At 60.5% G+C, this 25704-nt stretch carries 28 protein-coding genes; 21 read left to right on the top strand and 7 right to left on the bottom strand.

Going from position 1 to position 25704, the window contains the following annotated elements; translation table 11 throughout:
• Positions 1-331 precede the first annotated feature (331 nt).
• From IE127_RS10220 to IE127_RS10210, 3 genes are all read left to right on the top strand, one after another.
• Entirely contained in the window at positions 332-1372 is a 1041-nt protein-coding gene (locus tag IE127_RS10220; protein WP_189425575.1) for an aspartate-semialdehyde dehydrogenase, read from the top strand.
• The gene (locus tag IE127_RS10215) at positions 1372-1668 is read left to right on the top strand and encodes a YciI family protein (protein WP_189425574.1); all 297 of its coding nucleotides are present in this window, start codon (positions 1372-1374) and stop codon (positions 1666-1668) included. Before IE127_RS10220 ends, IE127_RS10215 begins: the two co-directional genes overlap by 1 nt.
• An 84-nt stretch (positions 1669-1752) precedes the next feature.
• On the top strand, positions 1753-2637 hold the full coding sequence (locus IE127_RS10210) for an EamA family transporter (RefSeq protein ID WP_189425573.1): 885 nt from the start codon (positions 1753-1755) through the stop codon (positions 2635-2637).
• A gap of 27 nt (positions 2638-2664) precedes the next feature.
• Here IE127_RS10210 and IE127_RS10205 read toward each other — a convergent pair whose 3' ends face one another.
• Together IE127_RS10205 and IE127_RS10200 are read right to left on the bottom strand one after the other, a co-directional pair.
• Positions 2665-3051: a hypothetical protein gene (locus IE127_RS10205; RefSeq protein ID WP_189425572.1), complete on the bottom strand. Its 387-nt coding sequence runs from the start codon at positions 3049-3051 to the stop codon at positions 2665-2667.
• A 224-nt stretch (positions 3052-3275) separates the two neighbouring features.
• Positions 3276-3926, bottom strand: coding sequence for a carbonic anhydrase (locus IE127_RS10200; RefSeq protein ID WP_189425571.1), 651 nt, complete (start codon positions 3924-3926; stop codon positions 3276-3278).
• A 66-nt stretch (positions 3927-3992) separates the two neighbouring features.
• Here IE127_RS10200 and IE127_RS10195 point away from each other — a divergent pair, with 66 nt between their 5' ends.
• Positions 3993-4199: a DUF1737 domain-containing protein gene (locus IE127_RS10195; RefSeq protein ID WP_189425570.1), complete on the top strand. Its 207-nt coding sequence runs from the start codon at positions 3993-3995 to the stop codon at positions 4197-4199.
• 12 nt (positions 4200-4211) lie between these two features.
• Here IE127_RS10195 and IE127_RS10190 read toward each other — a convergent pair whose 3' ends face one another.
• Positions 4212-4616, bottom strand: coding sequence for a VOC family protein (locus IE127_RS10190; RefSeq protein ID WP_189425569.1), 405 nt, complete (start codon positions 4614-4616; stop codon positions 4212-4214).
• A 9-nt stretch (positions 4617-4625) separates the two neighbouring features.
• A complete protein-coding gene (locus IE127_RS10185) occupies positions 4626-5231 on the bottom strand; it encodes an NUDIX domain-containing protein (RefSeq protein ID WP_244640093.1) in 606 nt (201 codons plus the stop codon).
• 144 nt (positions 5232-5375) lie between these two features.
• Here IE127_RS10185 and sdhC point away from each other — a divergent pair, with 144 nt between their 5' ends.
• The 17 genes from sdhC to lpdA all read left to right on the top strand — a co-directional run bounded on the left by sdhC (position 5376) and on the right by lpdA (position 22594).
• On the top strand, positions 5376-5762 hold the full coding sequence (sdhC, locus tag IE127_RS10180) for a succinate dehydrogenase, cytochrome b556 subunit (protein WP_189425567.1): 387 nt from the start codon (positions 5376-5378) through the stop codon (positions 5760-5762).
• Positions 5762-6157, top strand: coding sequence for a succinate dehydrogenase, hydrophobic membrane anchor protein (sdhD, locus tag IE127_RS10175; RefSeq protein ID WP_189425566.1), 396 nt, complete (start codon positions 5762-5764; stop codon positions 6155-6157). The genes sdhC and sdhD overlap by 1 nt, the downstream gene beginning before the upstream one ends.
• A gap of 5 nt (positions 6158-6162) precedes the next feature.
• Positions 6163-7962: a succinate dehydrogenase flavoprotein subunit gene (sdhA, locus tag IE127_RS10170; RefSeq protein WP_189425565.1), complete on the top strand. Its 1800-nt coding sequence runs from the start codon at positions 6163-6165 to the stop codon at positions 7960-7962.
• 7 nt (positions 7963-7969) lie between these two features.
• Positions 7970-8269, top strand: a complete 300-nt coding sequence (locus IE127_RS10165; protein ID WP_189425564.1) for a hypothetical protein — start codon at positions 7970-7972, stop codon at positions 8267-8269.
• Positions 8270-8312: 43 nt separating this feature from the next.
• Entirely contained in the window at positions 8313-9095 is a 783-nt protein-coding gene (locus tag IE127_RS10160; RefSeq protein ID WP_189425563.1) for a succinate dehydrogenase iron-sulfur subunit, read from the top strand.
• An 8-nt stretch (positions 9096-9103) separates the two neighbouring features.
• A complete protein-coding gene (locus IE127_RS10155) occupies positions 9104-9829 on the top strand; it encodes a class I SAM-dependent methyltransferase (RefSeq protein WP_189425562.1) in 726 nt (241 codons plus the stop codon).
• A gap of 32 nt (positions 9830-9861) precedes the next feature.
• A complete protein-coding gene (locus IE127_RS10150) occupies positions 9862-10095 on the top strand; it encodes a hypothetical protein (RefSeq protein ID WP_189425561.1) in 234 nt (77 codons plus the stop codon).
• Between the two features lie 161 nt (positions 10096-10256).
• A complete protein-coding gene (locus IE127_RS10145; protein ID WP_189425560.1) occupies positions 10257-10886 on the top strand; it encodes an AprI/Inh family metalloprotease inhibitor in 630 nt (209 codons plus the stop codon).
• A 10-nt stretch (positions 10887-10896) separates the two neighbouring features.
• Complete coding sequence (gene zapE, locus IE127_RS10140; RefSeq protein ID WP_189425559.1) at positions 10897-12051, top strand: cell division protein ZapE; 1155 nt, start codon at positions 10897-10899, stop codon at positions 12049-12051.
• Between the two features lie 102 nt (positions 12052-12153).
• Positions 12154-13116 (top strand): malate dehydrogenase, encoded by a 963-nt coding sequence (mdh, locus tag IE127_RS10135; RefSeq protein ID WP_189425558.1) that lies wholly within the window; start codon positions 12154-12156, stop codon positions 13114-13116.
• Positions 13117-13139: 23 nt separating this feature from the next.
• The gene (locus IE127_RS10130; RefSeq protein ID WP_189425557.1) at positions 13140-13724 is read left to right on the top strand and encodes a hypothetical protein; all 585 of its coding nucleotides are present in this window, start codon (positions 13140-13142) and stop codon (positions 13722-13724) included.
• 17 nt (positions 13725-13741) lie between these two features.
• Positions 13742-14935: an ADP-forming succinate--CoA ligase subunit beta gene (gene sucC / locus IE127_RS10125; RefSeq protein ID WP_189425556.1), complete on the top strand. Its 1194-nt coding sequence runs from the start codon at positions 13742-13744 to the stop codon at positions 14933-14935.
• An 81-nt stretch (positions 14936-15016) separates the two neighbouring features.
• Positions 15017-15925 (top strand): succinate--CoA ligase subunit alpha, encoded by a 909-nt coding sequence (sucD, locus tag IE127_RS10120; RefSeq protein WP_189425555.1) that lies wholly within the window; start codon positions 15017-15019, stop codon positions 15923-15925.
• Between the two features lie 160 nt (positions 15926-16085).
• Positions 16086-19085, top strand: coding sequence for a 2-oxoglutarate dehydrogenase E1 component (locus IE127_RS10115; RefSeq protein ID WP_189425554.1), 3000 nt, complete (start codon positions 16086-16088; stop codon positions 19083-19085).
• A gap of 21 nt (positions 19086-19106) precedes the next feature.
• The gene (odhB, locus tag IE127_RS10110) at positions 19107-20462 is read left to right on the top strand and encodes a 2-oxoglutarate dehydrogenase complex dihydrolipoyllysine-residue succinyltransferase (protein WP_189425553.1); all 1356 of its coding nucleotides are present in this window, start codon (positions 19107-19109) and stop codon (positions 20460-20462) included.
• 163 nt (positions 20463-20625) lie between these two features.
• Positions 20626-21072 (top strand): hypothetical protein, encoded by a 447-nt coding sequence (locus tag IE127_RS10105; RefSeq protein WP_189425552.1) that lies wholly within the window; start codon positions 20626-20628, stop codon positions 21070-21072.
• A gap of 112 nt (positions 21073-21184) precedes the next feature.
• Positions 21185-22594, top strand: a complete 1410-nt coding sequence (gene lpdA, locus IE127_RS10100) for a dihydrolipoyl dehydrogenase (RefSeq protein ID WP_189425551.1) — start codon at positions 21185-21187, stop codon at positions 22592-22594.
• A gap of 69 nt (positions 22595-22663) precedes the next feature.
• Here lpdA and argC read toward each other — a convergent pair whose 3' ends face one another.
• The 3 genes from argC to IE127_RS10085 all read right to left on the bottom strand — a co-directional run bounded on the left by argC (position 22664) and on the right by IE127_RS10085 (position 25421).
• A complete protein-coding gene (argC, locus tag IE127_RS10095; protein WP_189425550.1) occupies positions 22664-23611 on the bottom strand; it encodes an N-acetyl-gamma-glutamyl-phosphate reductase in 948 nt (315 codons plus the stop codon).
• A gap of 54 nt (positions 23612-23665) precedes the next feature.
• Entirely contained in the window at positions 23666-24154 is a 489-nt protein-coding gene (locus IE127_RS10090; RefSeq protein WP_189425549.1) for an SRPBCC family protein, read from the bottom strand.
• Positions 24155-24254: 100 nt separating this feature from the next.
• Positions 24255-25421, bottom strand: coding sequence for an MFS transporter (locus IE127_RS10085; protein ID WP_244640092.1), 1167 nt, complete (start codon positions 25419-25421; stop codon positions 24255-24257).
• Between the last annotated feature and the right edge of the window lie 283 nt (positions 25422-25704).

Raw genomic sequence — 25704 nt, 5'->3', positions numbered from 1 at the left:
TTTTGATACCGCGCGACATGGAGAAACTGAAATCGAGGCGCCGACATAGCGCGCCCGCCGCGTACGTGCAAATCGTTGACTTTGGCATCCGGCCCGCTATGTAAGGTGCTGGCTGAATTTCATCCGGAAGAACGAATGGCACGCGTCGCCAACAACGCGAATCTGCAAGCCGCCCGAGCATCTGCTCCGGCCGCCGCCATCGTCTTCGCCAAAACCACCACCACCGCCTGAGGCTTGCCCCGGGTCGTCTCCCGCCGGGGACGAGCCAGATGCAACAGCCGCGGCACCTGCCGCGCGGGGGGCGGACGAAGCAAGGAACGGAGTTCCATAAATGGGTTATCGCGTAGCCGTCATCGGCGCCACGGGCAATGTGGGCCGTGAAGTCCTCAATATTCTTTCAGAGCGCAATTTTCCGGCCGACGAGGTCGTGGCGCTGGCATCCTCCCGTTCGACCGGGCGGGAGATCAGCTTTGGCGACAAGACGCTCAAGGTAAAGAACCTAGCCGACTACGACTTCACCGGCACCGACTTCGCCATCATGTCGGCCGGCGGCTCGACAGCCAAGGAATGGGCGCCGAAGATCGCCGCCCAAGGTTGCCTCGTGATCGATAACTCGAGCTATTTCCGCTACCATTCGGACGTGCCACTGGTTGTTCCGGAGGTCAATGCGCATGTGCTCGATGCCTTCATGGCGGATCCGAAGCGCTCGAACATCATCGCCAACCCCAATTGCTCGACCGCGCAACTGGTCGTGGCGCTCAAGCCGCTGCACGATGTCGCAAAGCTGAAGCGCATTGTCGTTTCAACCTACCAGTCGGTTTCCGGCAGCGGCAAGGACGCGATGGACGAGCTGTGGAACCAGACCAAGGGCATTTTCGTCAACGACAAGCCGAGCCCGGAGAAGTTCCCCAAGCAGATCGCCTTCAACGTCATCCCGCACATCGATGTGTTCATGGAAGACGGCTACACCAAGGAAGAATGGAAGGTTCTCGCAGAGACCAAGAAGATCCTCGATCCCAAGATCAAGGTGACCTGCACTGCGGTCCGCGTTCCGGTGTTCGTCGGCCATGCCGAAGCCGTCAACATGGAATTCGAGAACCCCATCACGCCTGATGAGGCACGTGATGCACTGCGTGAAGCGCCGGGCATTGCAGTTCTCGACAAGCGCGAGGCTGGCGGCTACGCCACGCCTGTCGATTGCGTCGGTGACTACGAAACTTACGTGTCACGCATTCGCGAGGATGTGACGGTGGAGAACGGGCTTGTGATGTGGGTTGTCTCGGACAATCTGCGCAAGGGCGCCGCTCTCAACACCATCCAGATCGCCGAGACGCTGATCGAGCGTGGGCTGATGGACAAGCGGGCTGCCTGATGCGGTTCATCGCGATATTCGAGGACATCGCGGATGGCAGTGCCATTCGCGATGAACTGACCGAAGCGCACCGGGCATTCTTGCGCGAAAACAAAGGCAAGATGCGTCTGGCCGGTGCCGTGCGCGAAACGCCCGATAGCGCGCCATCCGGCGGCGTCTGGGTTTTCGATACGGATACCATAGACGAGGCCGATGCGATCGTTCGCCAGGATCCGTTTTTCAAGGCGGGCCTGCGCGCCAGCTACAAACTGTTCGCGTGGGGCACTGCCCCTGGTTACGAGGACGTCGTCCTCTAAATAACTCACAGTACTCGGTTCGGCGTTCGCGCCGGACCGAACCTTGCGGTCCCGCAGACGCTGGATCCATCTTCGGGGCCGACCATGCCAGTCCGCGATATCCTGTTGGCCCTGGTGGTCGTCACCATCTGGGGCCTCAATTTCACCGTCATCAAGTTGAGCGTCAACGAGATGCCGCCGATTCTCGTGGCGGCTTTGCGCTTCTTTTTTGCAGCCTTCCCTGCCGTCCTGTTCGTGCCACGTACGGTAGCGCCATGGCGGCTGGTTTTCAGCTACGGACTGTTGATGGGGTTCGCGCTATATGCGCTGCTGAATTTGTCCATCTATCTCGGCATGCCGGCCAGCCTGTCGTCGCTGGTGCTTCAGGTGCAATCGATATTCACCATCCTGCTCGCATTCTTGGTGTTTAATGAGCGCCCGCGTCGCATTCAGCTACTCGGAATCACGGTGGCACTGGCCGGTATCGTCATCATCGGCAACGCGCACTGGCAGCAAACCAGCATCATTCCATTTCTCATCCTGATCCTCGCAGCGATGGCCTGGGGCGGCGCCAATATTGTCTCGAAGCGGGCCGGTGCCATAAACATGATCGCGTTCACAGTCTGGGGCAACCTGATCGCAGCCCCCATGCTTTTCTGCCTTTCGCTGGTGATCGACGGGCCGTCTGCGGTGTGGCAGGCGCTGACAAATCCGAACTGGCAGTCAGCGGGCTTGATAGCGTTTCTGGCATACCCCGCCACACTGATGGGTTTCGCGATCTGGAGCGGTTTGCTGCAGCGTCATCCAACTACAAGCGTCGCGCCCTTCACCCTGCTCGTTCCCGTAACTGGAATCCTTGGTGGGGTGCTGATTCTCGGCGAGAGCTTTGCCGTTGCAGATATTCTGGGCGGTGTCTTCGTGCTTGCCGGGCTGGCACTCATCGTTGTGCGCCTCAAACGAAATCAGGCGCCCGCTTTGCCGGGCGCCTGAGATACTGCGATCATAAAGACCTAACGATTAATCGTCATCGTCTTCAGAAAGCGATTCTGGTGCAATGCTCGGATCTGGATCCTCGTCATAGCCGGCAGTTTCGCCTTCTTGTTCCTCATCGCCGGTATCGACACCGATGACAGCATCTGTCTCGGCATCAAGGCCAGCGCCAGTGCCGCTTTCCTGGGCACCGGTGATCGCGGTCAATTCTGTCTCGGAGATACCGCCGCTGACATCGGCGTCAGCCGCGTCAAAATCTTCCTGGGTGTATTCTGGCCAGCCAACGATCATTTCGTCATATGACAGCTCGCCGCTCGCATCAGCATCGAGGTCGGCGAAGCTCGGCGCGGCCTGGGCCATCGCACCGGTTACGGTAAGGCCCATCGCGGCAACGGCTACAGTAAAGACTTTCATGATGATTGTCCTATTCTCTTTGCTCTGACTGAACTTCCGAGCATCGGCCTATTATCTGGCCGCGAACTTCGGAAGCGCTGGCTCGACATCTCATGCCGCAGCCGACAGACTAACGTGCCCGGCTCCGCTGGGTTCACGCGAAAGCTCGATTCTTTCGTCGATCAGCCAATAAGCGGCGACCCGCCATTAAGCCGAAACCGCCGGCACACGCGGGTCACAGCGGCTTACTGCGCGGCAATATCAGGCCGAGAAAAATCACCGGATTCGGGATCCATCACCCACAATTCGCCTGTCGAAATGTCAAACCAGGCGCCGTGAAGACCCAGTCGTCCCTCTTGTTCGCGCTGGCGAACGTAAGGGAAGCTGCGCAGATTGGTGATGGAATTGCGGATGGAAATACGCTCCAAAGCCGTCTGCCGTTCGGAGGCTGTCATCAGGCTGTTCTGGCCGACCTGCCCGGGCACCGGCCCGAGCATGCTCATCCACTTGCCGATGAAATCCCCGGCATCGAGCGGCTGCATCGAGGGATCGAGCGCCGCCTTTATGCCGCCGCAGCGGCCATGCCCCATGACGAGAATATTCTCGACTTCAAGGGAATTGACAGCGAACTCGATGGCTGCCGAAGTCCCGTGCTGACCACCATCGGGTTCGTATAAGGGTACGAGATTAGCGACATTGCGCAGCACGAAAACCTCTCCGGGCCCCATGTCGAAGACTGTCTCCGGTGCGGAGCGGCTGTCGCAACACGCAATGATCATCGTGGTCGGCTGCTGGCCGGCTTGCGCAAGTTCCCGGTACCGCGCGTGCTCGCGCGAGAAACGGCCCGAAAGGAAATTGGCGTAGCCCTGCAAAAGTTCGTCTGGAAAGCTGTGCATACTGGCTCGATTAGCGGTAAGGACGGGGCGAGGCAACTGAAACAAGCCATCTTTGGGGGAGGCTTAATGCTCATATACAGGTTTCTGAGCGGGGAAGACGATTCCGCATTCTGCCATAAGGTTACGAAGGCCCTCGTGGATGGCTGGCAACTGCATGGATCACCCACCTACGGCTATGACGCGGTCACCAAGAAGATGCGCTGCGGCCAGGCGGTGACCAAGACGGTACGTGACCAACCATATGACCCCGACAAGAAGCTGACGGAATACTGAGCCCGTGAGGGCCTAAACTGGCGTTACGACGACATCCTCTGCGCTGCGCTTTGAGGGGCCATGATAAACGGCCTCTATGTTGTTGCCGTCGGGATCGAGGACGAATGCGCCATAATAGCCGGGATGGTAGTCCCGCTCACCGGGGGCACCGTTGTCGGTGCCGCCATTGGCGATGCCGGCAGCGTGAAATCGCGACACCGTCTCCCTGTCCGCTGCCTGAAAAGCCAGATGGACGCGGCTGACATAGTCGCTCGCTTGATCGATATAGAGTTCGTCCGAAACGAACGCGTGCTCGCTTTCGAACGTAATCTCGCGCCCGATCGCAGACAATATCGCCGCGTAGAAGCGCCGCGATACTTCAAGGTCGGCGACCCGCAGATGGATGTGATCGACCAATCGCCCGAGATGATGTTGCATTTCGCTCTCCTAGGTGTCGAGTGACGCTTGTTGCCGTTCCATCCAACCAGGATTGAGCGCCAGCCATTGCAACATCAGAATGGTCTTGCCGTCGAGTATCTCTCCAGCCGCCACCATGTTTGTGGCATCCTCTAGCGTCATCTCGAGGATTTCGATGTCTTCGCTCTCATCGGCGACGCCACCACCGGCCGAATGCTTCTCACCCTGCGTGATGCACCCGATAAAGCAACTGCACTTCTCACTGAGAGAGCCTGGGCTGAAATAGATATCGAACAAGTGCTCGAGGTGCGTCGGGGCGTATCCCGTTTCTTCCTCTGCTTCACGACGCGCGCAGTCCTCGGGCAGATCACCGTCGAGCAGGCCGGCACAAGCCTCAACAAACGAAGGGTTATCGCCGTTCAGGTGTGGGGGCAGGCGGAATTGGCGGACGAGCACGACGCACGCCGAACGTGGATCGACCAACAGTACCGCCGCCGCATTGCCGTGATCATAGACTTCCCGCTTGACCCTTTGAGAGCCACCGTTCGTCTTTGGGTGGGTGATGTCGTAGCTGCGCAGCGTTCCCCAGCCTTCGGCGAGCGTTTCGACCGCGTGGATGCTAACCTTTTCGTTCATCATTCATCCTTATGTGCGTTCAGCCCCGGCTGCGGTGTTTTGTAACTGGGCGCGTCATGCCCTTTGACTGACGCCGGCGACGAGGCTAGAAGTCTTGAACTATTCCAAACTGGCGCGGCTCCCGCCGCGTGGCAGCGAGGCCTCATGACCACCCGTCCCCGCCCGACGTCGCCGCATCTCAGCGTCTATCGCTTCACCATCACCATGACCACATCGATCGTTCACCGTGTGACCGGTGGCGCACTCTATGTCAGCAGTGCGCTTCTTGCCCTGTGGCTGGCAGCCGCGGCGATCGGCGGCAGCGTCTTCGATGGCGTCAATGCACTCTATGGCAGCTGGTTCGGCATGCTCGTGCTGTTCGGCTACACCTGGGCGCTGTTCCAGCACCTGTTTGGTGGGATCCGGCACTTCATCTGGGATAGCGGCAATGGCTTCGAGCCCGGCAAGCGCGAAGCGATAGCCTGGGGCAACTGGGCGGCATCGGCAGCGCTGACGCTTCTCGTATGGATCGTTTTCGTGTGGATAGGCTGATGCGTGAACCCGTGATTACCCCTTCGACCATCGCGGATCCGAAGACAAAATACGGCAATGCCAAATCCTCGACGCGGCATTTCTTCACCCAGCGGCTGACGGGCGCCATCAACATCCTGTTCACCGCATTTCTGATCTACATCGTGATCAGCATCGCCGGCGAAGGCCGCGAGGGCGTCGTAAGCCTTCTCGGCAATCCGGTGATCGGCATCGTCTTTGCGATCCTCTTCGCCATCGTGTGCGTACACATGCGCATAGGCATGCGTGAGATTATCGAGGATTACGTACATGAACAGCGCACCAACCGGCTGAGCCTGTCGCTCAACTCCTTCTTCGCCATCGCCGTAGGGGTGGTCGGCGTACTCTCGGTGCTCAAACTGGTCTTTTGGGGTTAATACCTGTGGCTTCTGCATACGAACTGATCGACCATGAATTCGACGTGGTGGTGGTTGGCGCCGGCGGTGCCGGCCTGCGTGCCACCCTCGGCATGGCCGAACAGGGGTTCAACACCGCCTGTGTCACCAAGCTGTTCCCCACGCGCTCCCATACGGTTGCAGCGCAGGGTGGCATTGCCGCCTCGCTTGGAAACATGGGCCCCGACTCCTGGCAGTGGCACATGTACGATACCGTCAAGGGCTCTGACTGGCTCGGCGACAACGATGCCATGGAGTATCTGGCGCGTGAGGCGCCGCAGGCGGTCTACGAACTCGAGCATTACGGCGTACCGTTCTCCCGCACCGAGGCGGGGCAGATCTACCAGCGCCCGTTTGGCGGCCACATGCAGAACTATGGCGAGGGGCCGCCGGTCCAGCGCACCTGCGCTGCAGCGGATCGGACCGGCCATGCCATCCTGCACACGCTCTACGGTCAGTCGGTCAAGAACAACGCGCAATTCTTCATCGAGTATTTCGCGCTCGATCTGATCATGTCAGAGGATGGCGTGTGTCAGGGCATCATCGCGTGGAAGCTCGACGATGGCACATTGCACCGCTTCCGCGCCAAGCTCGTGGTGCTGGCGACCGGTGGATACGGGCGCTCCTATTTCTCCGCCACTTCGGCGCACTCGTGCACCGGTGACGGCAACGGCATGGTGGCACGCGCCGGCCTGCCGCTACAGGATATGGAATTCGTTCAGTTCCACCCCACCGGCATCTATGGAGCCGGCGTACTGATCACTGAAGGTGCGCGTGGGGAGGGCGGCTACCTCACCAATTCCGAGGGCGAGCGCTTTATGGAGCGCTATGCGCCCAACGCCAAGGATCTGGCTAGCCGCGACGTGGTCTCGCGCTGCATGACAATGGAAATTCGTGAAGGCCGCGGCGTCGGCCCGAACAAGGACCATATCTTTTTGCACCTCGACCATCTCGACCCGAAGGTGCTGCACGAACGGCTGCCCGGCATTACCGAGAGCGCCAGGATTTTCGCGGGCGTCGATCTTACGCGGGAGCCGATCCCGGTGCTGCCGACGGTGCACTACAATATGGGCGGCATCCCGACGAACTATTTCGGCGAAGTGCTCGACCCGCGCCGTGGCGGGGCCGATGCGGTAGTGCCCGGCCTGATGGCTGTGGGCGAGGCAGGATGCGCCTCGGTGCACGGCGCCAATCGCCTCGGCTCGAACTCGCTGATCGACCTCGTCGTCTTCGGTCGCGCGGCTTCTATTCGTGCTGGCGAAGTGATGGATCGCGATGCCGCCGTGCCAAGCATCAATGCCGACCAGGACGACAAGATCCTCGCGCGCTTCGATCGCCTGCGCAACGCCAATGGTGGCGCGCCGACAGCTGACGTGCGCGACAGCATGCAGCGGATCATGCAGGAAGATGCGGCCGTGTTCCGTACCGGCGAAACGCTGCAGTCGGGCGTCGAGCGCGTGTCGGAACTCTACAAGAGCCTCAAGGATCTCAAGGTTCACGACCGCTCGATGATCTGGAATTCGGACCTCGTCGAGACATTCGAACTCGAGAACCTGATGGCCAACTCGATCGCCACTGTCGTGTCCGCCGAAGCGCGCACGGAAAGCCGCGGCGCGCATGCCCGCGAGGATTATCCGGACCGCGACGACACCAACTGGCGCAAGCACACATTGAGCTACATTGATGACTCGGGCGCAGTGACACTCGATTACCGGCCCGTCCACGTCGATCCGCTCAGCGATGGCATCGATCTCGCAAAGATCGCGCCCAAGGCGCGGGTGTATTGAGGGCGGAATGGCGGCGGCACGTCACATCGTCATGGCGGCGCTGGGGTTAGCGGTATTTGCCGGATCGGCCCATGCGCTACCGCCGACTACGCAACAGCAGGACCAGTTTTACGCGGTTTGCGTCGAGATCAGCGGCAACGCTGAACTGTGCCGGTGCAAGGCCGACGCTGCGATGCAGCTGACCGATCAGCGGTTCATGGGTGTTGTGATCTCTTCGATGCGTGGGGCCGCGCCGGCGCAAGCGGATTACACCACCTACAACAGCTACGTCGCGCAATCCAACCGGATCTGCAAACCGAACTACTGAATGGCTTTGGCGCCTCTGCGCGCATACCGAGAGGAAGCGACCCATGGTCGAACTGAGACTCCCCAAGAACTCCCGGCCGACAGCTGGCAAGACATGGCCGAAGCCGAAAGACACCAGCAAGCTGCGTGAATTCCAGATCTATCGCTACGATCCTGATTCTGGCGACAACCCGCGCATCGACACATATTTCGTGGATACTGGGGACTGCGGCCCGATGATCCTCGATGCGTTATTGTGGATCAAGAACAAGGTCGACCCGACGTTGACTCTGCGCCGTTCGTGCCGCGAGGGCATTTGCGGTTCGTGCTCGATGAATATCAACGGGCTCAACACGCTGGCCTGCACACACGGGATGGACGAGTCGACGGGCACAATCAAGGTTTACCCGTTGCCGCACATGCCGGTGGTGAAAGACCTCGTTCCGGATCTTACCAATTTTTACGCACAGCACCGGGCGATCGAGCCTTGGCTCAAAACCACCTCGCCGACGCCTGACACCGAATGGAAGCAGTCGATCGAGGATCGCGCCAAGCTCGATGGTCTTTACGAGTGCATTCTGTGCGCTTGCTGCTCGACATCGTGCCCATCCTATTGGTGGAACGGCGAGAAATATCTTGGCCCCGCAGCGCTGCTGCAGGCCTATCGTTGGCTCATCGACAGCCGCGACGAGACGCAGGATGAGCGCCTTGGCGACCTCGAAGATCCCTTCAAGCTCTATCGCTGCCACACCATCATGAATTGCGCCAAGGTCTGCCCGAAGGGCCTTAACCCGGCCAAGGCCATCGCCGAAATCAAGAAGATGATGGTGGAACGCCGCGCCGCATAGGCCGGACTGTGAGCACGCCATACAGCCGAGGCTTTTACGCCGACCGGCGCGCCGAGACGCTGGCGTCAGCAAGGCGCATTCTGGCTCTGGTATGGCCGCTTGTGTCACCGCGAAGCGTCGCAGATGTTGGCTGTGGCACGGGCACGTGGCTCGCCGCAGCGCGCGAACTGGGAGCGGACCAGATCATAGGTGTCGAGGGCGATTGGGTCGCCACCGAAATGCTTGATGATCCGGCAATACGCTTTCACGCGGCCGACCTGGCGCGTCCTATCGATCATGCCCTGACTGCAGACCTTGCGATCAGTCTCGAGGTAGCAGAGCACCTGCCGGCTTCACGAGCCAAGGGGTTCGTCTCAGACCTGACAGGTATCGCACCAGCGATACTGTTCAGCGCCGCCGTGCCCGGGCAAGGCGGGGTCAACCATATCAATGAGCGTTGGCAAAGCTACTGGGCGGAGCTGTTCGCGGCGCATGGGTACCGGCCTTATGATCTGATCCGGCCGGAAATCTGGGGCGATCACGCAATCCCCTTCTGGTACCGCCAGAATGTCCTGCTCTATCTCAGCGACGCACATCATGCCGCCGACCCGTCTCGCGCCGTCAGGGATCTCGCGCGGCTCGATCTTGTTCATCCAGAGTTGATGAGCCGGGCCAATCGCGAACTCGACTACGCCGGCGCAATGCCGGAGTCGCTTTATCTGGCACAAGTCCACCCGAGCCGATACCCTCGGTGAATCGATGATGGTGAAGCGAACAAAGGATCACGATGGCCTATGAGACCATTCTGAGAGCCGATGACATGTCGATGGCGCGCGTACTGATAACGGCATTACGCGCCCACGGCTTCCATCCCTTTGAAAGCGGTGATGGCGGCCTGCCAGGCGTGCCAGCAGTATTTGGCCAAAAGGGTGTGCCGATCGAGGTGCCGGAAGAAGAGGCGACCGATGCCCGGCTCCTCGCCGAGGATTTGCTGCGGGAGATGCGCGAGCAGATGGAATGAACCGAGCTGGTATTGCGGCGTTTCTCTAAAGTCCTCCCAAAACCGCCATATTGCTGCCGCTATATGGTCCGGCGGGTCGGGCGTTGATTGGATAGACCGGGTTGGCTATAAGCCGTTCGGTTTTTGTTAACTCTTTTTTGGCCGTGGGCCGGGAGTAATATATGGCGTTGTGGACTCGCGGAATGGGCGGCGTGGCTGGTCTCGGACTGGCAGTGCTTCTTGCAGCATGCAGTTCCACCAGCACGAGAGATCTGAACGTGGTCGGACAGGTCCCGACCGCGCGGCCTCAGGCAGCGACACCTGTCCAGGACTCGTCGGTCAATCAGACACAACTGCCGCCGTTGGGCGGGGTTCAGGGGCAGCCTGAACCGAGTTTATCTGGACAACCGGTTCTCGGCGGCGCGCAGCAGCAGCAAAGCCAGCTCGGCCAGCCGGGCACCACCGGCTCCTCCAGCGTGCAGACAGCTTCAGCAGATGGTTCGTTCGTCACTCTCGATCCATTGGCGACATCCGCCAATTCCGGTCCGGAGGGCGTTTGGACGGTCGCAACGGCTTCGGGACAGTGCAGGCTTAACCTGCCGCTTACAGCGCGCGACGGAACAACCCGTTACCGCGCGTCGGCGCCTGGGTGCAATGTGGCGGGTCTTGCCAATGTGGGCTCCTGGCAGCAGGTTGGCAATCAGGTGCAGCTGTTCGACCAATCGAACAACATGATTGCGGCCATGAGCCAGAGCGGAACCGGTTATCAGGGCACGCTGGCTGGCGGCCAGTCGGTGATGATGCAGCGCTGACGGCAGCGCTGTGCCTGAACCAGACAACTCTCGCACCAGCAATGGGCCGGTCACTGAGGCCTATGAGTCTCGCGTAGCACGCGGCAGTCTCACAGCGGATCCCGCTCAGCGTGAGGCCGCGCTGCAACTGGATGCTATAGCCGCTCAACTGGCGCAGCGAAGCGAACCTGCCTCTCGCCTGAAGCGGCTGTTTGGCGCAAAACGCCAGCCAATCCGGGGCGCCTACATTCATGGTGAAGTCGGCCGTGGCAAGACGATGCTGATGGACCTGTTCTTTGAGCAGGTCGCAGTCTCTGCAAAGCGCCGCGTGCACTACCATGAGTTCATGGACGAGATGCACACCCAGATTGCCGCGTTTCGCAAGCAGGCGAAGCAAACCGGCGACGACACGGACCCCGTTGCCGCTGTGGTGAAACCGCTGCTGCGCGACGTGCATCTGCTGTGTCTTGACGAATTCCACGTCCAGGACATCACCAACGCGATGCTGCTGTCGCGCTTGTTTGAGAAGCTGTTCGCGGGCGGGCTGGTCTTGGTCGCGACATCGAATGTCGCTCCCCGCAATCTGTATGAAAACGGCCTCAACCGCCAACTCTTCCTGCCGTTTATCGACCTGTTGGAACAGCACGCCAGCGTCCTGCCGCTGCCGGCTGCGCGTGACTACAGACGCGACAAGTTTGCCGGCCAGGATGTCTTTGCATTCGGCGACACCGATGATGCACGCGCCCATCTCGACAGGCTTTGGGAGCGACTGACCGGCGGCGAACAGGGCGAACCGACGAGCATTGAAAGCCTCGGCCGGCAGATCCCGGTGCCTTTGGCCGCTATGGGTGCCGCGCGCTTCGATTTCAGCGATCTGTGTGAAAAGCCGCTGGGGTCTCGCGATTATATGCGCATCGCCCATGGGTTCGACACCATTGTCGTAGATGGGGTGCCGCAATTCTCACGCACTAATTCCAACGCCGCCAAGCGCTTCATCCTGCTTGTCGATACGCTTTACGATCGCGGCATCAAGCTCGCCGCGCGGTTCTCGGTCCCCCTCGATGCGCTCAGTCAGGACAATAACACCGCCTTCGAGTTTGAACGCACGGTCTCGCGTTTGATGGAAATGCAGTCCGCAGACTACCTCGCGACGGGCCAGCATCGCCAGCCAGTAGAGCGCGAGTGATGAATTCGGGTTGGCAAGTGGTTTAGACGAATGGGGCACTTGCAGTGCTTCGGGCCGAGAGTTAAGACGACCTCCAAAATCAACCTAGTCGAGGACAGCTTTATGGCGCGCAAAAAGATCGCTCTCATCGGGTCGGGCCAGATCGGTGGCACTCTTGCCCATCTGGCAGCGCTCAAGGAACTGGGCGACATCGTGCTGTTCGACATCGTCGATGGGGTGCCGCAGGGCAAGGCTCTCGACATCTCGCAGGCCGCTCCCGCCGAAGGCTACGATGCCAAAATCAAGGGCACCTCGGAATACAAGGACATCGAAGGCGCTGACGTCGTCATCGTCACCGCCGGCGTGCCGCGCAAGCCCGGCATGAGCCGCGACGATCTGCTGGAAATCAACCTCAAGGTTATGGAGCAGGTCGGTGCCGGCATCGCCAAGTATGCGCCGGACTCATTTGTCATCTGCATCACCAATCCGCTCGACGCGATGGTGTGGGCACTCCAGAAATTCTCAGGCCTCCCGCACAACAAGGTCGTGGGCATGGCGGGTGTTCTCGACTCCTCGCGCTTCTGCCACTTCATCGCCGAAGAACTTGGCGTCTCCGTCAAGGACGTCAATGCCTTCGTTCTCGGCGGTCACGGCGACACCATGGTGCCGCTCGCCCGCTACTCGACGGTTGCCGGCATTCCGCTGACGGACATCGTCAAGATGGGCTGGTTGTCCAAGGAAAAGCTTGACGAGATCATTCAGCGCACGCGCGATGGCGGCGCCGAAATCGTCGGCCTGCTCAAGACCGGTTCGGCGTTCTATGCCCCGGCTGCCTCGGCGATTGCGATGGCCGAGAGTTATCTCAAGGACAAAAAGCGGGTCCTGCCTGCTGCTGCCTATCTCGATGGCAGCTATGGCGTGAAGGGCTGCTATGTCGGCGTGCCGATCATCATCGGTGCCGGTGGTTCCGAAAAGGTCATCGAGATCGCCCTCAATGGCTCCGAACAGAAGGCGTTTGACAACTCGGTGGCCGCGGTCGAGGGGTTGATCGAGGCCTGCAAGAAGATCGCGCCGAAGCTCGCCTAAGGGTCATTGGTTGGAGAAGCCTCGTGCTTCAAGCGTTGCGCTCAGGACTGGTCGGGACGGCAAGGTGCATCCTCACCGCTGCCGTTCTGGCTGGCATTGTGGTGCCCGCCACTGCAGACGACAGCGTTTATACCAACCTCGATTTCGACAGCTGCGAGATTCTCGCCGAATATGAAGGCGGCGGGTTTGATGCGCGCTGCCCGGGCTATCAAGGGCTTCCGGTTTTCGTCAGCGAGGGTGATGCCCGCATCGACGTCGATTTTGGCATCGACAGCGGTTCGTTCGAAAGCTTCACCGCGTTTAACGGCCCCGGCGAAACCATTGAGTGGCGCATCGACGATGCCGGCGTTGCCGCCGCAATTCTCAGATTCTTCATCGATGTCGACGGCCGTAGTGCCCAGGCACTGGTCGTAAGCCAGGTGGGCCACAAGGGCGCGCCCGGTTGCGTGGTCGGTGTGGTCGACGCCAGCGAGGATCAGGCCAACGGGATCGCACGAGGTATCGCGACCATGGCCCGCTATTTCGATTGCAGCACTGATACCGCCGAGGTGGTTGCACCCGCGGGCAGCATGGTTGCACAATTCAATGCCGCTAATCGGCTGGACTAGTCCCGAAGGAGCCTTCTGTGAACATTCACGAACATCAGGCCAAGGCGCTGCTGAAAACCTATGGCGCGCCAGTCGCCGAAGGCGTTGCCATACACTCGGCCGATGAGGCTGAGAGCGCCGCAAATTCGCTTCCCGGCCCGCTTTACGTGGTCAAGAGCCAGATCCACGCAGGCGGACGCGGCAAGGGCAAGTTCAAGGAACTGGGCGCAGATGCGAAAGGCGGCGTTCGCCTTGCCAAGAGCATCGACGAGGTCGTCGCCAATGCCCGCGAGATGCTTGGCAACACGCTCGTGACCAAGCAGACTGGTCCTGCCGGCAAGCAGGTCAACCGCCTCTATATCGAGGATGGCGCCGATATCGCGCGTGAGCTTTACTGCTCGCTGCTGGTCGATCGCGCCACGGGCCGCGTCTCTTTCGTTGTCTCCACCGAGGGCGGCATGGACATCGAGGCCGTCGCCGAAGAAACCCCGGAGAAAATCATCACGGTCGCGGTGGATCCCGATACCGGCGTCACACCGGAAAACATCGACAGCATCACTCTGGCACTCAAGCTCGATGGCGACGCGGCTGAAGACGCCAAATCGCTGTTTCCGGCGCTCTATAAGGCCTTCGTTGAAAACGACATGAGCCTGCTTGAGGTCAATCCGCTAATCGTCATGGAAGACGGGCACCTGCGGGTTCTCGATGCCAAGGTGTCGTTCGACAATAACGCCGCCTTCCGCCACGAAGAATGGGCGGACATGCGCGATCTCAGCGAAGAGGACGACAAGGAGATCGAGGCGTCGAAATACGACCTCGCCTATGTCGCGCTCGATGGCAATATCGGCTGCATGGTCAATGGCGCCGGGCTCGCGATGTCGACCATGGATATCATCAAGCTCTATGGCGCAGAGCCAGCGAACTTTCTCGATGTCGGCGGCGGCGCCAGCAAGGAGAAGGTGACCGCAGCGTTCAAGATCATCACTGCCGACCCGGCCGTCAAAGGCATCCTCGTCAACATCTTCGGCGGCATCATGCGTTGCGATGTCATTGCCGAAGGCGTCATCGCGGCCGTCAAGGAAGTCGGCCTTGAGGTGCCGCTCGTTGTTCGTCTTGAGGGCACACGCGTCAAAGAAGGCAAGGAAATCCTCGACAAGTCCGGGCTCAACGTCATTTCCGCCGACGACCTCGATGACGCTGCACAAAAGATCGTCGAAGCCGTGAAGAAATAGCCGGAGGCGGCCATACGGCCCCTCGCCTCCGGCACGTCCGGGGCTTCATGAAACCATTCAGCTCCCGAAGGACCGCACTTCATGTCCATTCTCGTCAACAAAGACACCAAGGTTCTCGTGCAGGGCCTGACCGGCAAGACCGGCACCTTCCATACCGAGCAGGCCCTGGCCTACTTCGGCACCCAGATGGTCGGCGGCACCCACCCCAAGAAGGGCGGCGAAACCTGGACCTCGGGGCTCGACGCTTCGGCGACGCTGCCGATTTTTTCGACCGTCGCCGAGGGCAAGGAAAAGACCGGCGCGAACGCATCGGTGATCTACGTACCCCCCGCCGGCGCCGGCGCGGCGATCATGGAGGCGATCGACGCTGAGATCGAGCTGATCGTATGCATCACCGAAGGTGTGCCGGTTACCGATATGGTGAAGGTCAAGCGCCGCCTGGAGAAGTCCAACTCGCGTCTGCTCGGACCGAACTGCCCGGGTGTCCTGACCCCAGAAGAATGCAAGATCGGCATCATGCCGGGCTCGATTTTCAAGAAGGGGTCGGTGGGCATTGTTTCGCGCTCAGGCACGCTTACTTATGAAGCAGTGTTCCAGACAACCAATGAAGGCCTCGGCCAGACCACCGCTGTCGGTATCGGCGGCGACCCGGTAAAGGGCACGGAATTCATCGATGTGCTCGAGATGTTCCTCGCGGATGACGCAACCGAATCGATCATCATGATCGGTGAGATCGGCGGCAGCGCCGAGGAAGACGCCGCCCAGTTCCTGATCGACGAGGCCAAAAAGGGCCGCAAGAAGCCGATGGCCGGTTTCATTGCTGGACTGACTGCTCCTCCAGGCCGCACCATGGGCCACGCCGGCGCCGTTATTTCCGGCGGCAAGGGCGGTGCAGAAGACAAGATCGAGGCGATGGAAAAGGCCGGTATCAAGGTTTCGAAATCGCCGGCACGCATTGGCACGACGCTTTCTGAAGTCCTCAAGGGCTGAGTCACGATTTGGCGAGGAGCGGGCGAACGGGGCGCCCGCTCAGGGTTAACGCGATACAAAGGATGAGCGGTCAGACTCGGGGCAAACTGACCGGACAGGATGCCGGCACATTCGGCGAGTTGAGAAGGATGGCGAGGACACAGCCTCGTCACACAAACAAATGACACGACAGGAAAAGAACGACACGTTCTTGCTGACCTCGTTCCTTTACGGTGGCAACGCCGACTACATCGAGCAGTTGTATGCCCGCTATAAGAACGATCCCGGCAGCGTGGATGCCACCTGGGAATCCTTCTTCTCGAAGCTCGAAGACAATGGCACGGACGTTGCGGCCAATGCCGATGGCCCCTCTTGGGCCCGTAACGACTGGCCGCAGACGCCCAATAGCGATCTTGTTTCAGCGCTCGATGGTGACTGGGGCGAGGTAGCGGTCAAGACTGAAAAGGCCGTCGCGAAAAAGGCCGCTTCGGAGGGTGCCCATGCCCCCTCGACCGATGCCGTGTTGCAGGCGACACGTGACTCCATTCGCGCCATCATGATGATCCGCGCCTACCGCATGCGCGGGCACTTGCACGCAGATCTCGATCCGCTCAAGCTCAAGGCCGAGGAGCCAGCGCCCGAACTCGACCCGGTCTCTTACGGATTCACCGAGGCCGACTTTGAGCGTCGTATCTTCATCGACAATTATCTCGGGCTCGAATTCGCGACGATCCCGGAAATGCTCGATGTCCTGAGGCGCACCTATTGCGGAACGCTCGGCATCGAGTTCATGCATATCTCGGATCCCGAAGCCAAGACCTGGCTTCAGGAGCGCATCGAGGGACCGGACAAGGAGATCACCTTTTCCGCCCGCGGCAAGAAGGCGATTCTCAACAAGCTGATCGAGGCCGAAGGCTTCGAGAAGTTTCTCGACGTCAAATACACCGGCACCAAGCGCTTCGGCCTTGATGGTAGCGAGGCGCTGATCCCCGCACTCGAGCAGATCATCAAGCGCGGCGGCGCGCTCGGCATCAAGGACATCGTTCTCGGCATGGCCCATCGCGGCCGGCTCAATGTCTTGACGCAGGTGATGGCAAAGCCGCACCGCGCGCTGTTCCATGAGTTCAAGGGCGGCTCGTTCTATCCGGAGGACGTCGAAGGCTCGGGCGACGTCAAGTACCACCTCGGTGCCTCGTCAGACCGCGAGTTCGACGGCAACAAGGTGCACCTGTCGCTGACTGCCAATCCCAGCCACCTCGAGATCGTTGATCCGGTGGTTCTCGGCAAGGCCCGCGCCAAGCAGGACCAGCACATGGCCCCCGAGGGGCGCCTGGCGAATTTTGATAAGGAAGGCCGGCCTGACCGCTCGACCGTGCTGCCGCTTTTGCTGCATGGCGATGCGGCTTTCGCCGGACAGGGCGTCGTCGCCGAATGTCTTGGCCTTTCTGGGCTGCGCGGACACCGCACCGGCGGTTCAATCCACTTCGTCATCAACAACCAGATCGGCTTCACCACTTCCCCTCTCTATTCCCGCTCGTCACCTTACCCGACCGACGTCGCCAAGATGATCGAGGCGCCGGTCTTTCATGTGAACGGTGATGATCCCGAAGCCGTCGTGTTCGCCGCCAAGGTGGCGGTCGAGTATCGCCAGAAGTTCGGTCGCCCCGTAGTGATCGACATGTTCTGCTATCGCCGCTACGGGCATAACGAGGGTGATGAGCCGAGCTTCACCCAGCCGATCATGTATTCCAAGATCCGCAGCCACGACTCGATCCTCAAGATCTATGGGCAAAAGCTGATCGACGAAGGCCTGATGACCTCTGAGGAGATCGAGGCGGACAAGACGGCGTGGAAAGAACGGCTGGAAGCCGAGTTCGAAGCCGGTAACGACTACCGCCCCAACAAGGCGGACTGGCTGGACGGCGCCTGGAAGAACTTCAAGCAGGCCGAACAGGAAGGCCCGCGCCGCGGCGACACCGGTGTTGAGGTCGAAACCCTCAAGCATATCGGCGAACGTCTGACGCGTGTGCCTGAAGGCTTCAATATTCATCGCACCATCAAGCGGTTCATGGACAACCGCAAGCAGATGATCGAGTCCGGTGAGGGCATCGACTGGGCAACCGCTGAAGCTCTGGCATTCGGCACGCTGGTCACCGAGGGTCACCCTGTCCGCTTGAGCGGGCAGGACGTCGAACGCGGCACATTCAGCCAGCGTCACTCGGTCCTCCACGACCAGACCAACGACGCCACCTACACCCCTCTCAACAGCCTCAATGAGGACCAGTGCCGCTACGAGGTCATCAACTCGATGCTCTCGGAAGAAGCGGTGCTCGGGTTTGAGTACGGGTATTCGCTGGCCGAGCCGCAGGCTTTGACCATCTGGGAAGCCCAATTCGGCGATTTCGTCAACGGCGCGCAGGTGGTGATCGACCAGTTCATCTCCTCGGGTGAGCGCAAGTGGTTCCGGATGTCCGGCCTCGTGATGCTCCTGCCACACGGCTATGAAGGTCAGGGACCCGAGCATTCCTCGGCACGTCCCGAGCGCTTCTTGCAGCTTTGCGCAGAAGACAACATGCAAGTCGCCAACTGCACGACGCCCTCGAACTATTTCCACGTGCTGCGCCGGCAGGTCACCCGTGACTTCCGCAAGCCGCTGATCCTGATGACGCCGAAATCGCTTCTGCGTCACAAAAAGGCTGTTTCGACCCTCAAGGAAATGGGCGAGGATTCATGTTTCCACCGCCTGCTCTGGGACGACGCCGAAACCCCCGGCCCCGCAAAGACCTCGATCAAACTTGCCGCGGATGACAAGATCCGCCGTGTGATCCTGTGTTCGGGTAAGGTCTATTATGACCTCCTGGAGGACCGTGAGAAGCGTGGCATCAACGATGTCTACCTGCTGCGCGTAGAGCAGCTTTATCCGTTCCCGGCCAAGGCAGTGCTCGACGAGGTCAACCGCTTCGCCAACGCAGAGGTGGTATGGTGCCAGGAAGAGCCCAAGAACATGGGCGCATGGTCCTTCATCCAGCCCTATGTCGAGTGGGTTCTTGACCAGCTCGGCCGTACGGGCCAGCGTGTTCGCTATGTGGGGCGGCCGGCGTCGGCCTCCACCGCAACCGGCCTGATGCGGACGCATCTGGCGCAGTTGCAGGCATTCCTCGACGACGCCTTCGCCGACTAAGGCACAGACAAAGGATCAAACATGTCGACAGAAATCCGCGTGCCGACGCTGGGAGAGAGCGTCACCGAAGCTACGATCGGGCAATGGTTCAAGCAGGTGGGCGATAATGTCGCCGCTGATGAACCGCTGGTTGAACTCGAAACCGACAAGGTGACCGTCGAAGTGCCGGCACCGGCCGCCGGCGTTCTCGAGGCGATCTCGGCAAATCCCGGCGACACGGTAGACGTTGGAGCACTTCTCGGCGCCATTGGCGGTGACGGCGCTGGTGCCAAAAGTGAAAGCGCGCCCCAGCCAGAAGCCAAAAAGGAAGCGCCCGAGGAAAAGCCCGACGCGACCGCTGGCCAGCAGGTTGCCACCCCGGATGCGAACGAGCAGCCGGCACCGGCCGAAGCCGAACCGTCCGATCGTGGTCCGTCACCCTCTGCGCGCAAGCTGATGGAGGAAAACAATCTTTCCGACAGCGATGTGTCCGGATCGGGCAAGTCCGGTCAGATTCTCAAGGAAGACGTGCTGGCAGCCCTGCGCGATGGTGGCGACAAATCCGAAGCGCCTGCCCCCGTGCCGCCCGTCCCCGGCACCGTCGACGCCTCCCCGGCTGAGCGGCCCGAGGCCAAGGCGCAGCAGCAGGACGGCAAGTCTGCCCCAGCCAAGCGCGAACCGGTCGCCGTCGAAGACGATGCGCGCGAAGAGCGCGTCAAGATGACCCGGTTGCGCCAGACCATTGCGCGCCGCCTCAAGGATGCTCAGAACACCGCCGCCATGCTCACCACCTTCAACGAGGTGGACATGAAGCCGGTGATGGACCTGCGCAGCCAGTACAAAGAGCTGTTCGAGAAAAAGCACGGCGTGAAGCTCGGCTTCATGGGCATTTTCGCCAAGGCTGTTGTGCAAGCGCTCAAGGAGATTCCGGCCGTTAACGCCGAGATCGACGGTACCGACATCATCTACAAGAACTACGCCCATATCGGCGTGGCCGTTGGTACCGACAAGGGGCTTGTTGTTCCGGTGGTCCGCGACGCCGACTCCAAGTCGATTGCTGAAATCGAAAAGGAAATCGGCAATCTTGGCAAGAAGGCGCGCGACGGGCAGTTGGCGATGGCTGACATGCAGGGCGGCACGTTCACCATGTCGAATGGCGGCGTGTATGGCTCGCTGATGTCGACACCCATTCTCAACGCCCCGCAGTCGGGTATTCTCGGCATGCACAAGATCCAGGAACGCCCTGTGGTCGTCGGCGGCGAAATCGTCGTTCGCCCGATGATGTATCTGGCACTCAGCTATGATCATCGCATCGTCGACGGAAAAGAGGCCGTGACCTTCCTGGTGCGCGTCAAGGAAAGCCTCGAGGCGCCCGAGCGTCTGGTGCTGGATCTCTAGCTGACGCTGCAACGGCCTGCCTCCGGCGGGCCGTTGTCTTTTCCACACCCGAAGTCCTTTTCTGTGCGGCAGCTATTCACATTCCCTCACGATTTCGTCCTGTTAGGGTTTTGTTGAGCATCAAAGCGTGAAGTCGCGGCAGACTGAACATTGGAGTATCTTCATGCATCTTCGCTCGCTGTCACTGGGTGTGCTGCTTGCCGGCACCACCAGCTGCCTTGCCATGGCGCAGGACGATAACCGGCTGATCGACCGCCTGTTGGCGTTTCACGGCACAGAAACCATCGTCTCCGTTATGTCGACCCATTGCTACGAAACCACAGGCCTCGACGGTGCTTATCTCGAGGCTGCCGACAACTGGTACCTGCGCAATGTCAGCTATCTGGATCTTGCCGACCGGGTTATCGAGCGCCTTGGCGGGGCAGCCCCCGAACAGGTCGAAGAAGCCGAAACCTATAGCGGCACACAGATCATGAGCGCCTATAACGCCGCCGCCGACAAATCGGCGTTCTGCAGCGAGTTCATCGAGGACGTCACCAGTCAGGATCTCGATATCGACAACAGGATGCCGGATCTGCTCGAAGAGGCACGCGCTGTTACGCGGCAATAGAGCCGGCAGGCGGCAATAGGCACTTTCTCCGGCGAGGCGGCTGAGCTAAACCGGATCAGACGATCAAAGCGCCGCAGGGCGCGGCACCTACAGGCAAATCAGGGGCAATGCTATGGCTGAGAAATTCGATGTCACCGTGATCGGCAGTGGGCCCGGCGGCTATGTCGCGGCGATCCGGGCGGCACAGCTCGGCATGAAGGTAGCGGTCGTCGAGAAGTGGCCGACTTATGGCGGCACCTGCCTCAATATCGGATGCATTCCCTCAAAGGCCCTGCTGCACGCTTCGGAAATGTTCGAGGAAGCCGGCCACAGTTTCAAGCAGCTTGGGATCGATGTCGGCACTCCCAAGCTCGATCTGCCGCAGATGATGAAGCACAAGGACGATACCGTTGCCTCCAATGTCGGGGGCATCGATTATTTGTTCAAGAAAAACAAGATCACCGGCTTTCAGGGCACCGGCAAGGTCGTTGGCGCTGGCAAGGTGTCGGTGACTCCCGAGTCTGGTGACGCGAGCGAGATCGAGACACGCAACATCATCATCGCTTCCGGCTCGGTGCCAGCCAGCCTGCCCGGCATCGAGATCGATGAGCAGCAGATCGTGTCTTCGACCGGCGCGATTGCGCTCGACAAGGTCCCCGATCAGCTGGTCGTCATCGGCGCCGGCGTCATCGGGCTCGAGCTCGGCTCAGTCTGGGCTCGTCTTGGTGCCAAGGTCACGGTCGTCGAATATCTCGACCGCATCCTGCCCGGCATGGATAGCGAAGTGGCGCGCAACTTCCAGCGCATGCTGCAAAAGCAGAACATGACTTTCCATTTGTCGAGCAAGGTCACCGGCATAGACCGCGGCGAAGACGGACAGCTTGCTGTCAACATTGAACCCGCCAAGGGCGGTGATGCGCAGGCTCTTCCTGCTGACGTCGCCCTCGTGGCAATCGGGCGCAAGCCATATACCGATGGGCTCGGGCTTGAAGACGCAGGCGTCGCCCTCGACGAGCGGGGGCGGGTGCGGGTCGATCGGCACTACCAGACCTCTGTCGAAGGTGTCTATGCCATTGGCGATGTCATCGCCGGTCCGATGCTGGCCCACAAGGCCGAGGACGAGGGCATCGCGGTCGCCGAACTGCTCGCCGGCCAGGCCGGGCACGTCAACTATGGCGCCATCCCGTCGGTCGTCTACACCAATCCCGAAGTGGCATCGGTCGGTAAGACCGAGGACGAACTGAAGGCGGAAGGAATCGACTACAAGACCGGCAAGTTCCCGTTCACCGCCAATGGCCGCGCCAAGGCCATGCTTGCCACGCAGGGTTTCGTGAAAATCCTTGCCGATGTCGAGACCGATCGTGTTCTCGGCGCGCACATCATCGGCAAGAACGCCGGCGAGATGATCCATGAGCTGGTCACGCTGATGGAATTCTCCGGGGCATCCGAGGACCTTGCGCGGACAACGCATGCGCACCCGACATTGTCTGAGGCCGTGCGTGAAGCAGCACTGGCTCTCGGCGACGGCGCAATTCACATCTAAACGCATACAAAAAGGACTGCCGAGCAATGCTTGGCAGTCCTTTAATTACCGCATTCTGGTGCTTGCCAATCAGGCTGCAAGGCTCGTCGCCGGATCGACCCCAAGCATCAGATTAAGATTCTGAACGGCCGCGCCCGAGGCGCCCTTGCCGAGATTGTCGTAGACCGCGACCAGCAGCGCCTGCGCCCGGCTGTCATTGCCGAAGACGTAAAGACGCATTTCATTTGTACCGTTCAGTTTTTGCGGGTCGAGATCGGCGGACTTCTCAATCGCCTCATACGGCGCTACGCTGACGAAACCCGCATTGATGGCGGCGTAGTAGTCGACGATCGCTTCGTGGAGCTGGCCGGCGCTCGGTACGCTCTCGAGCTGCCCGAGCTGCAGTGGCACGCAGACCAGCATGCCCTGCGCAAAGGCGCCGACCGCAGGCGCAAACAGCGGATCGCCTGCAAGCCCGGCATAGCGCTTTAACTCTGGCAGATGCTTGTGGTTGAAACCCAGCCCATACGGCATGAAGCGGGGTGCCGCATCGGCCCGGGCCTCGTAATCCTCGATCATCGTGCGACCGCCGCCGCTATAGCCGGAAATACCGTTGACCGTCACAGGATAGGTCTTCGGCAACAGCCCAGCCTCGATCAGCGGGCGCACAGTCGCGATTACCCCCTGGGGCCAGCATCCGGGGTTCGACACGCGCTTAGCGTCAGCAATAGCCCTGTCCTGTCCTGCCGCCATTTCGGCAAAGCCATAGGTCCAGCCATCAGCGGTTCGAAAAGCGGTGGAAGCATCGATCACCCGCGTGCGCTCGTTCTCGATCAACGACACGCTTTCACGCGCCGCATCGTCCGGAAGGCACAGTATGGCAATATCGGCCTCGTTCAGCAGCCGCCGCCGCTCTTCAAGATCCTTGCGCTTCTCATGCGCGATCGAGACGACCTCGAGATCGGAACGCGCTGCGAGCCGATCGCGTATCTGCAATCCCGTCGTCCCGGCCTCGCCGTCGATGAAGACCTTTGCCATCTCGCACCCTCTTGTTTCATCATGCCCGCTAGATGGCCCGGAGGCATCCCCCGGTCAAGCGTCGCTGTCGGGTTGTGGCATCTTGCGCAGCGTGCCGTCGATAGCGCCGAGCATGGCGAGCCAGCCCTGTTCGGCTTGAGCGGCTGCCTCCTCAGAGGCATTGGGAAGCTCCTGGTAAAGAGTGGCGTTCGTTCCGTCCTCGTCCGGCGCCGTCTCAAGGATTATGGTGACGGTTGAGCCACCCTCAGTCGAGGCGCTTCCGACAGACCAGTTGAATCGAAGCCGCTTCGGCCGGTCGAGGACTTCGAAGCGACCGGCGTGCCGGATTTCGTCCTCATCCCGTCTGCCGATCATTTCAAAACTGCCACCTTCTCGGGCATCGACATCGCAGCGCACCACCTCGTCCGGCAAGCCCATTGCGCCTAGCCAAGCGTGATGCCAGCGCCGCACTGTTTCTTCCTGCGTCAGCGCCATGAATATGGTGTCCGGATCCGCGGAAAAATGATGTGTAACCTTGGCTTCCAGTGTTGCTTCGTTCGACACCCGATTCTCCTTTGCCCAGGACCAGTCCCTGTTACAGAACGTCGAAAACGTGGGTTTGTTCGACTGAAGCGACATCCGAGCGTGCCGGAGGTGGCTCAGCTTACGAGGTCATGCCTGTCTTGCGCGACCGCAGCCTGCCCGCGAGCAGCAGGCTGACCAGCAAGACCGGCAGCAACGCGACGAGCCCTGCCCGCATATCGAAATGCTCGGCGATGAACCCGATGACAGGCGGTCCGACGAGAAATCCCAATAGCGCCATGAAGGAGAGAACCGCGACATTGGCAGAGGCGGCACGGTCTCCAAGCGCGGCTGCAGCGGTGACGGCCAACGGAAATCCAACGGAAACGCCGACCCCCACGACCGCAAAGCCGACCATCGCCACCGCAACATTGGGCGACACAATCAGCAGCGTCACGCCGGCCAAGGCAAAAACCCCGCATCCGCGTGCGAGCGTCACTGCCCCATAGCGTGCACGCAACCAGTCGCCGCAGAACCGGCCTGCCGCCACCATGAAGGCGAACACAGAATAGCCGAGACCGGCCTGCCCGCCATCCGAACTGAACGTTTCCCGCAGGAAGACCGCTGACCAATCCGCCATGGCACCTTCGGTCATCGTCACGCCAAACGTGAACAGGCAGATCCCGAGCAGCGCAAGACTTGGTGGACTCCAGGCGGAGCGCTTGCCACCGCCTTCAACCTCCGGCGCTTCCTCGGCAGGATAACGCGGCAACACAACACCGTTCGCAACCCCAAGCGGCAGGGAAATTGCGGCTACCAGCAGGACTGCCCAGTGGGCTGCAAGCCCGATCGCGGCAAAGCCCGACCCGATAAGGCTGCCGGCCATTATGCCGAGCGACCAAAACCCGTGCGAAGTGGTCATGATCATGCGGCCCGTGGCCTTTTCAACCCGATCCGCCTTGACGTTGAGAGCAAGCTCGACAAACGAAACGGAGGACCCGGCGAAAACCAGCGCAACAAAGAGCTGGGTGCTGTCGCTCGCGAATGCCGGAAGGCTGATCGCGACACAGTAGTAGACGAACCCCGCAATGATGCCTGTACGCGCCCCGATCCGCCCGATCAGCGGCCCTGCAAACGGCAGGGTGGCCAATGTCCCACACGGCAGACCCAGCAGCGCAACGGCCAATGCTCCCGGTCCGAGATCGAGCTTGTCCTGCACATCCGGGATACGCACAAGCCAGCTGCCGAGAGCCAGCGGTTGCAAGAAAAACACCAGCATTGTCAGGCGCTGAACCAGGCGATCGGACATGAGCTGGGGCCTCATTACATTGCGGTCGGCATGTTCAGGATTTTCACATTTTGTCGTATTAGCGCCCACAGATCAAACCACCGAAACAATACCAAAGTAAACCCGATGCACGTCTTCCCATCAAGTTATGCGCAAAACCTCTGCTGCAACTCTACGCATCAAGCCCAGTTTTTGGGCGAAATCTCCAGCTTGAGACCGCCTTGCGCCGGCGAATGCACTGGTATTAGAATGGTTGCAATTAGGAGTTGACTCGGGCACGCGCTCAATCCTAACCTCTGAAAAT

It is taken from the genome of Devosia pacifica (assembly GCF_014652635.1).
Taxonomy (GTDB): Bacteria; Pseudomonadota; Alphaproteobacteria; order Rhizobiales; family Devosiaceae; genus Devosia; species Devosia pacifica.
This window is presented reverse-complemented; position numbering and strand designations above follow the sequence as displayed.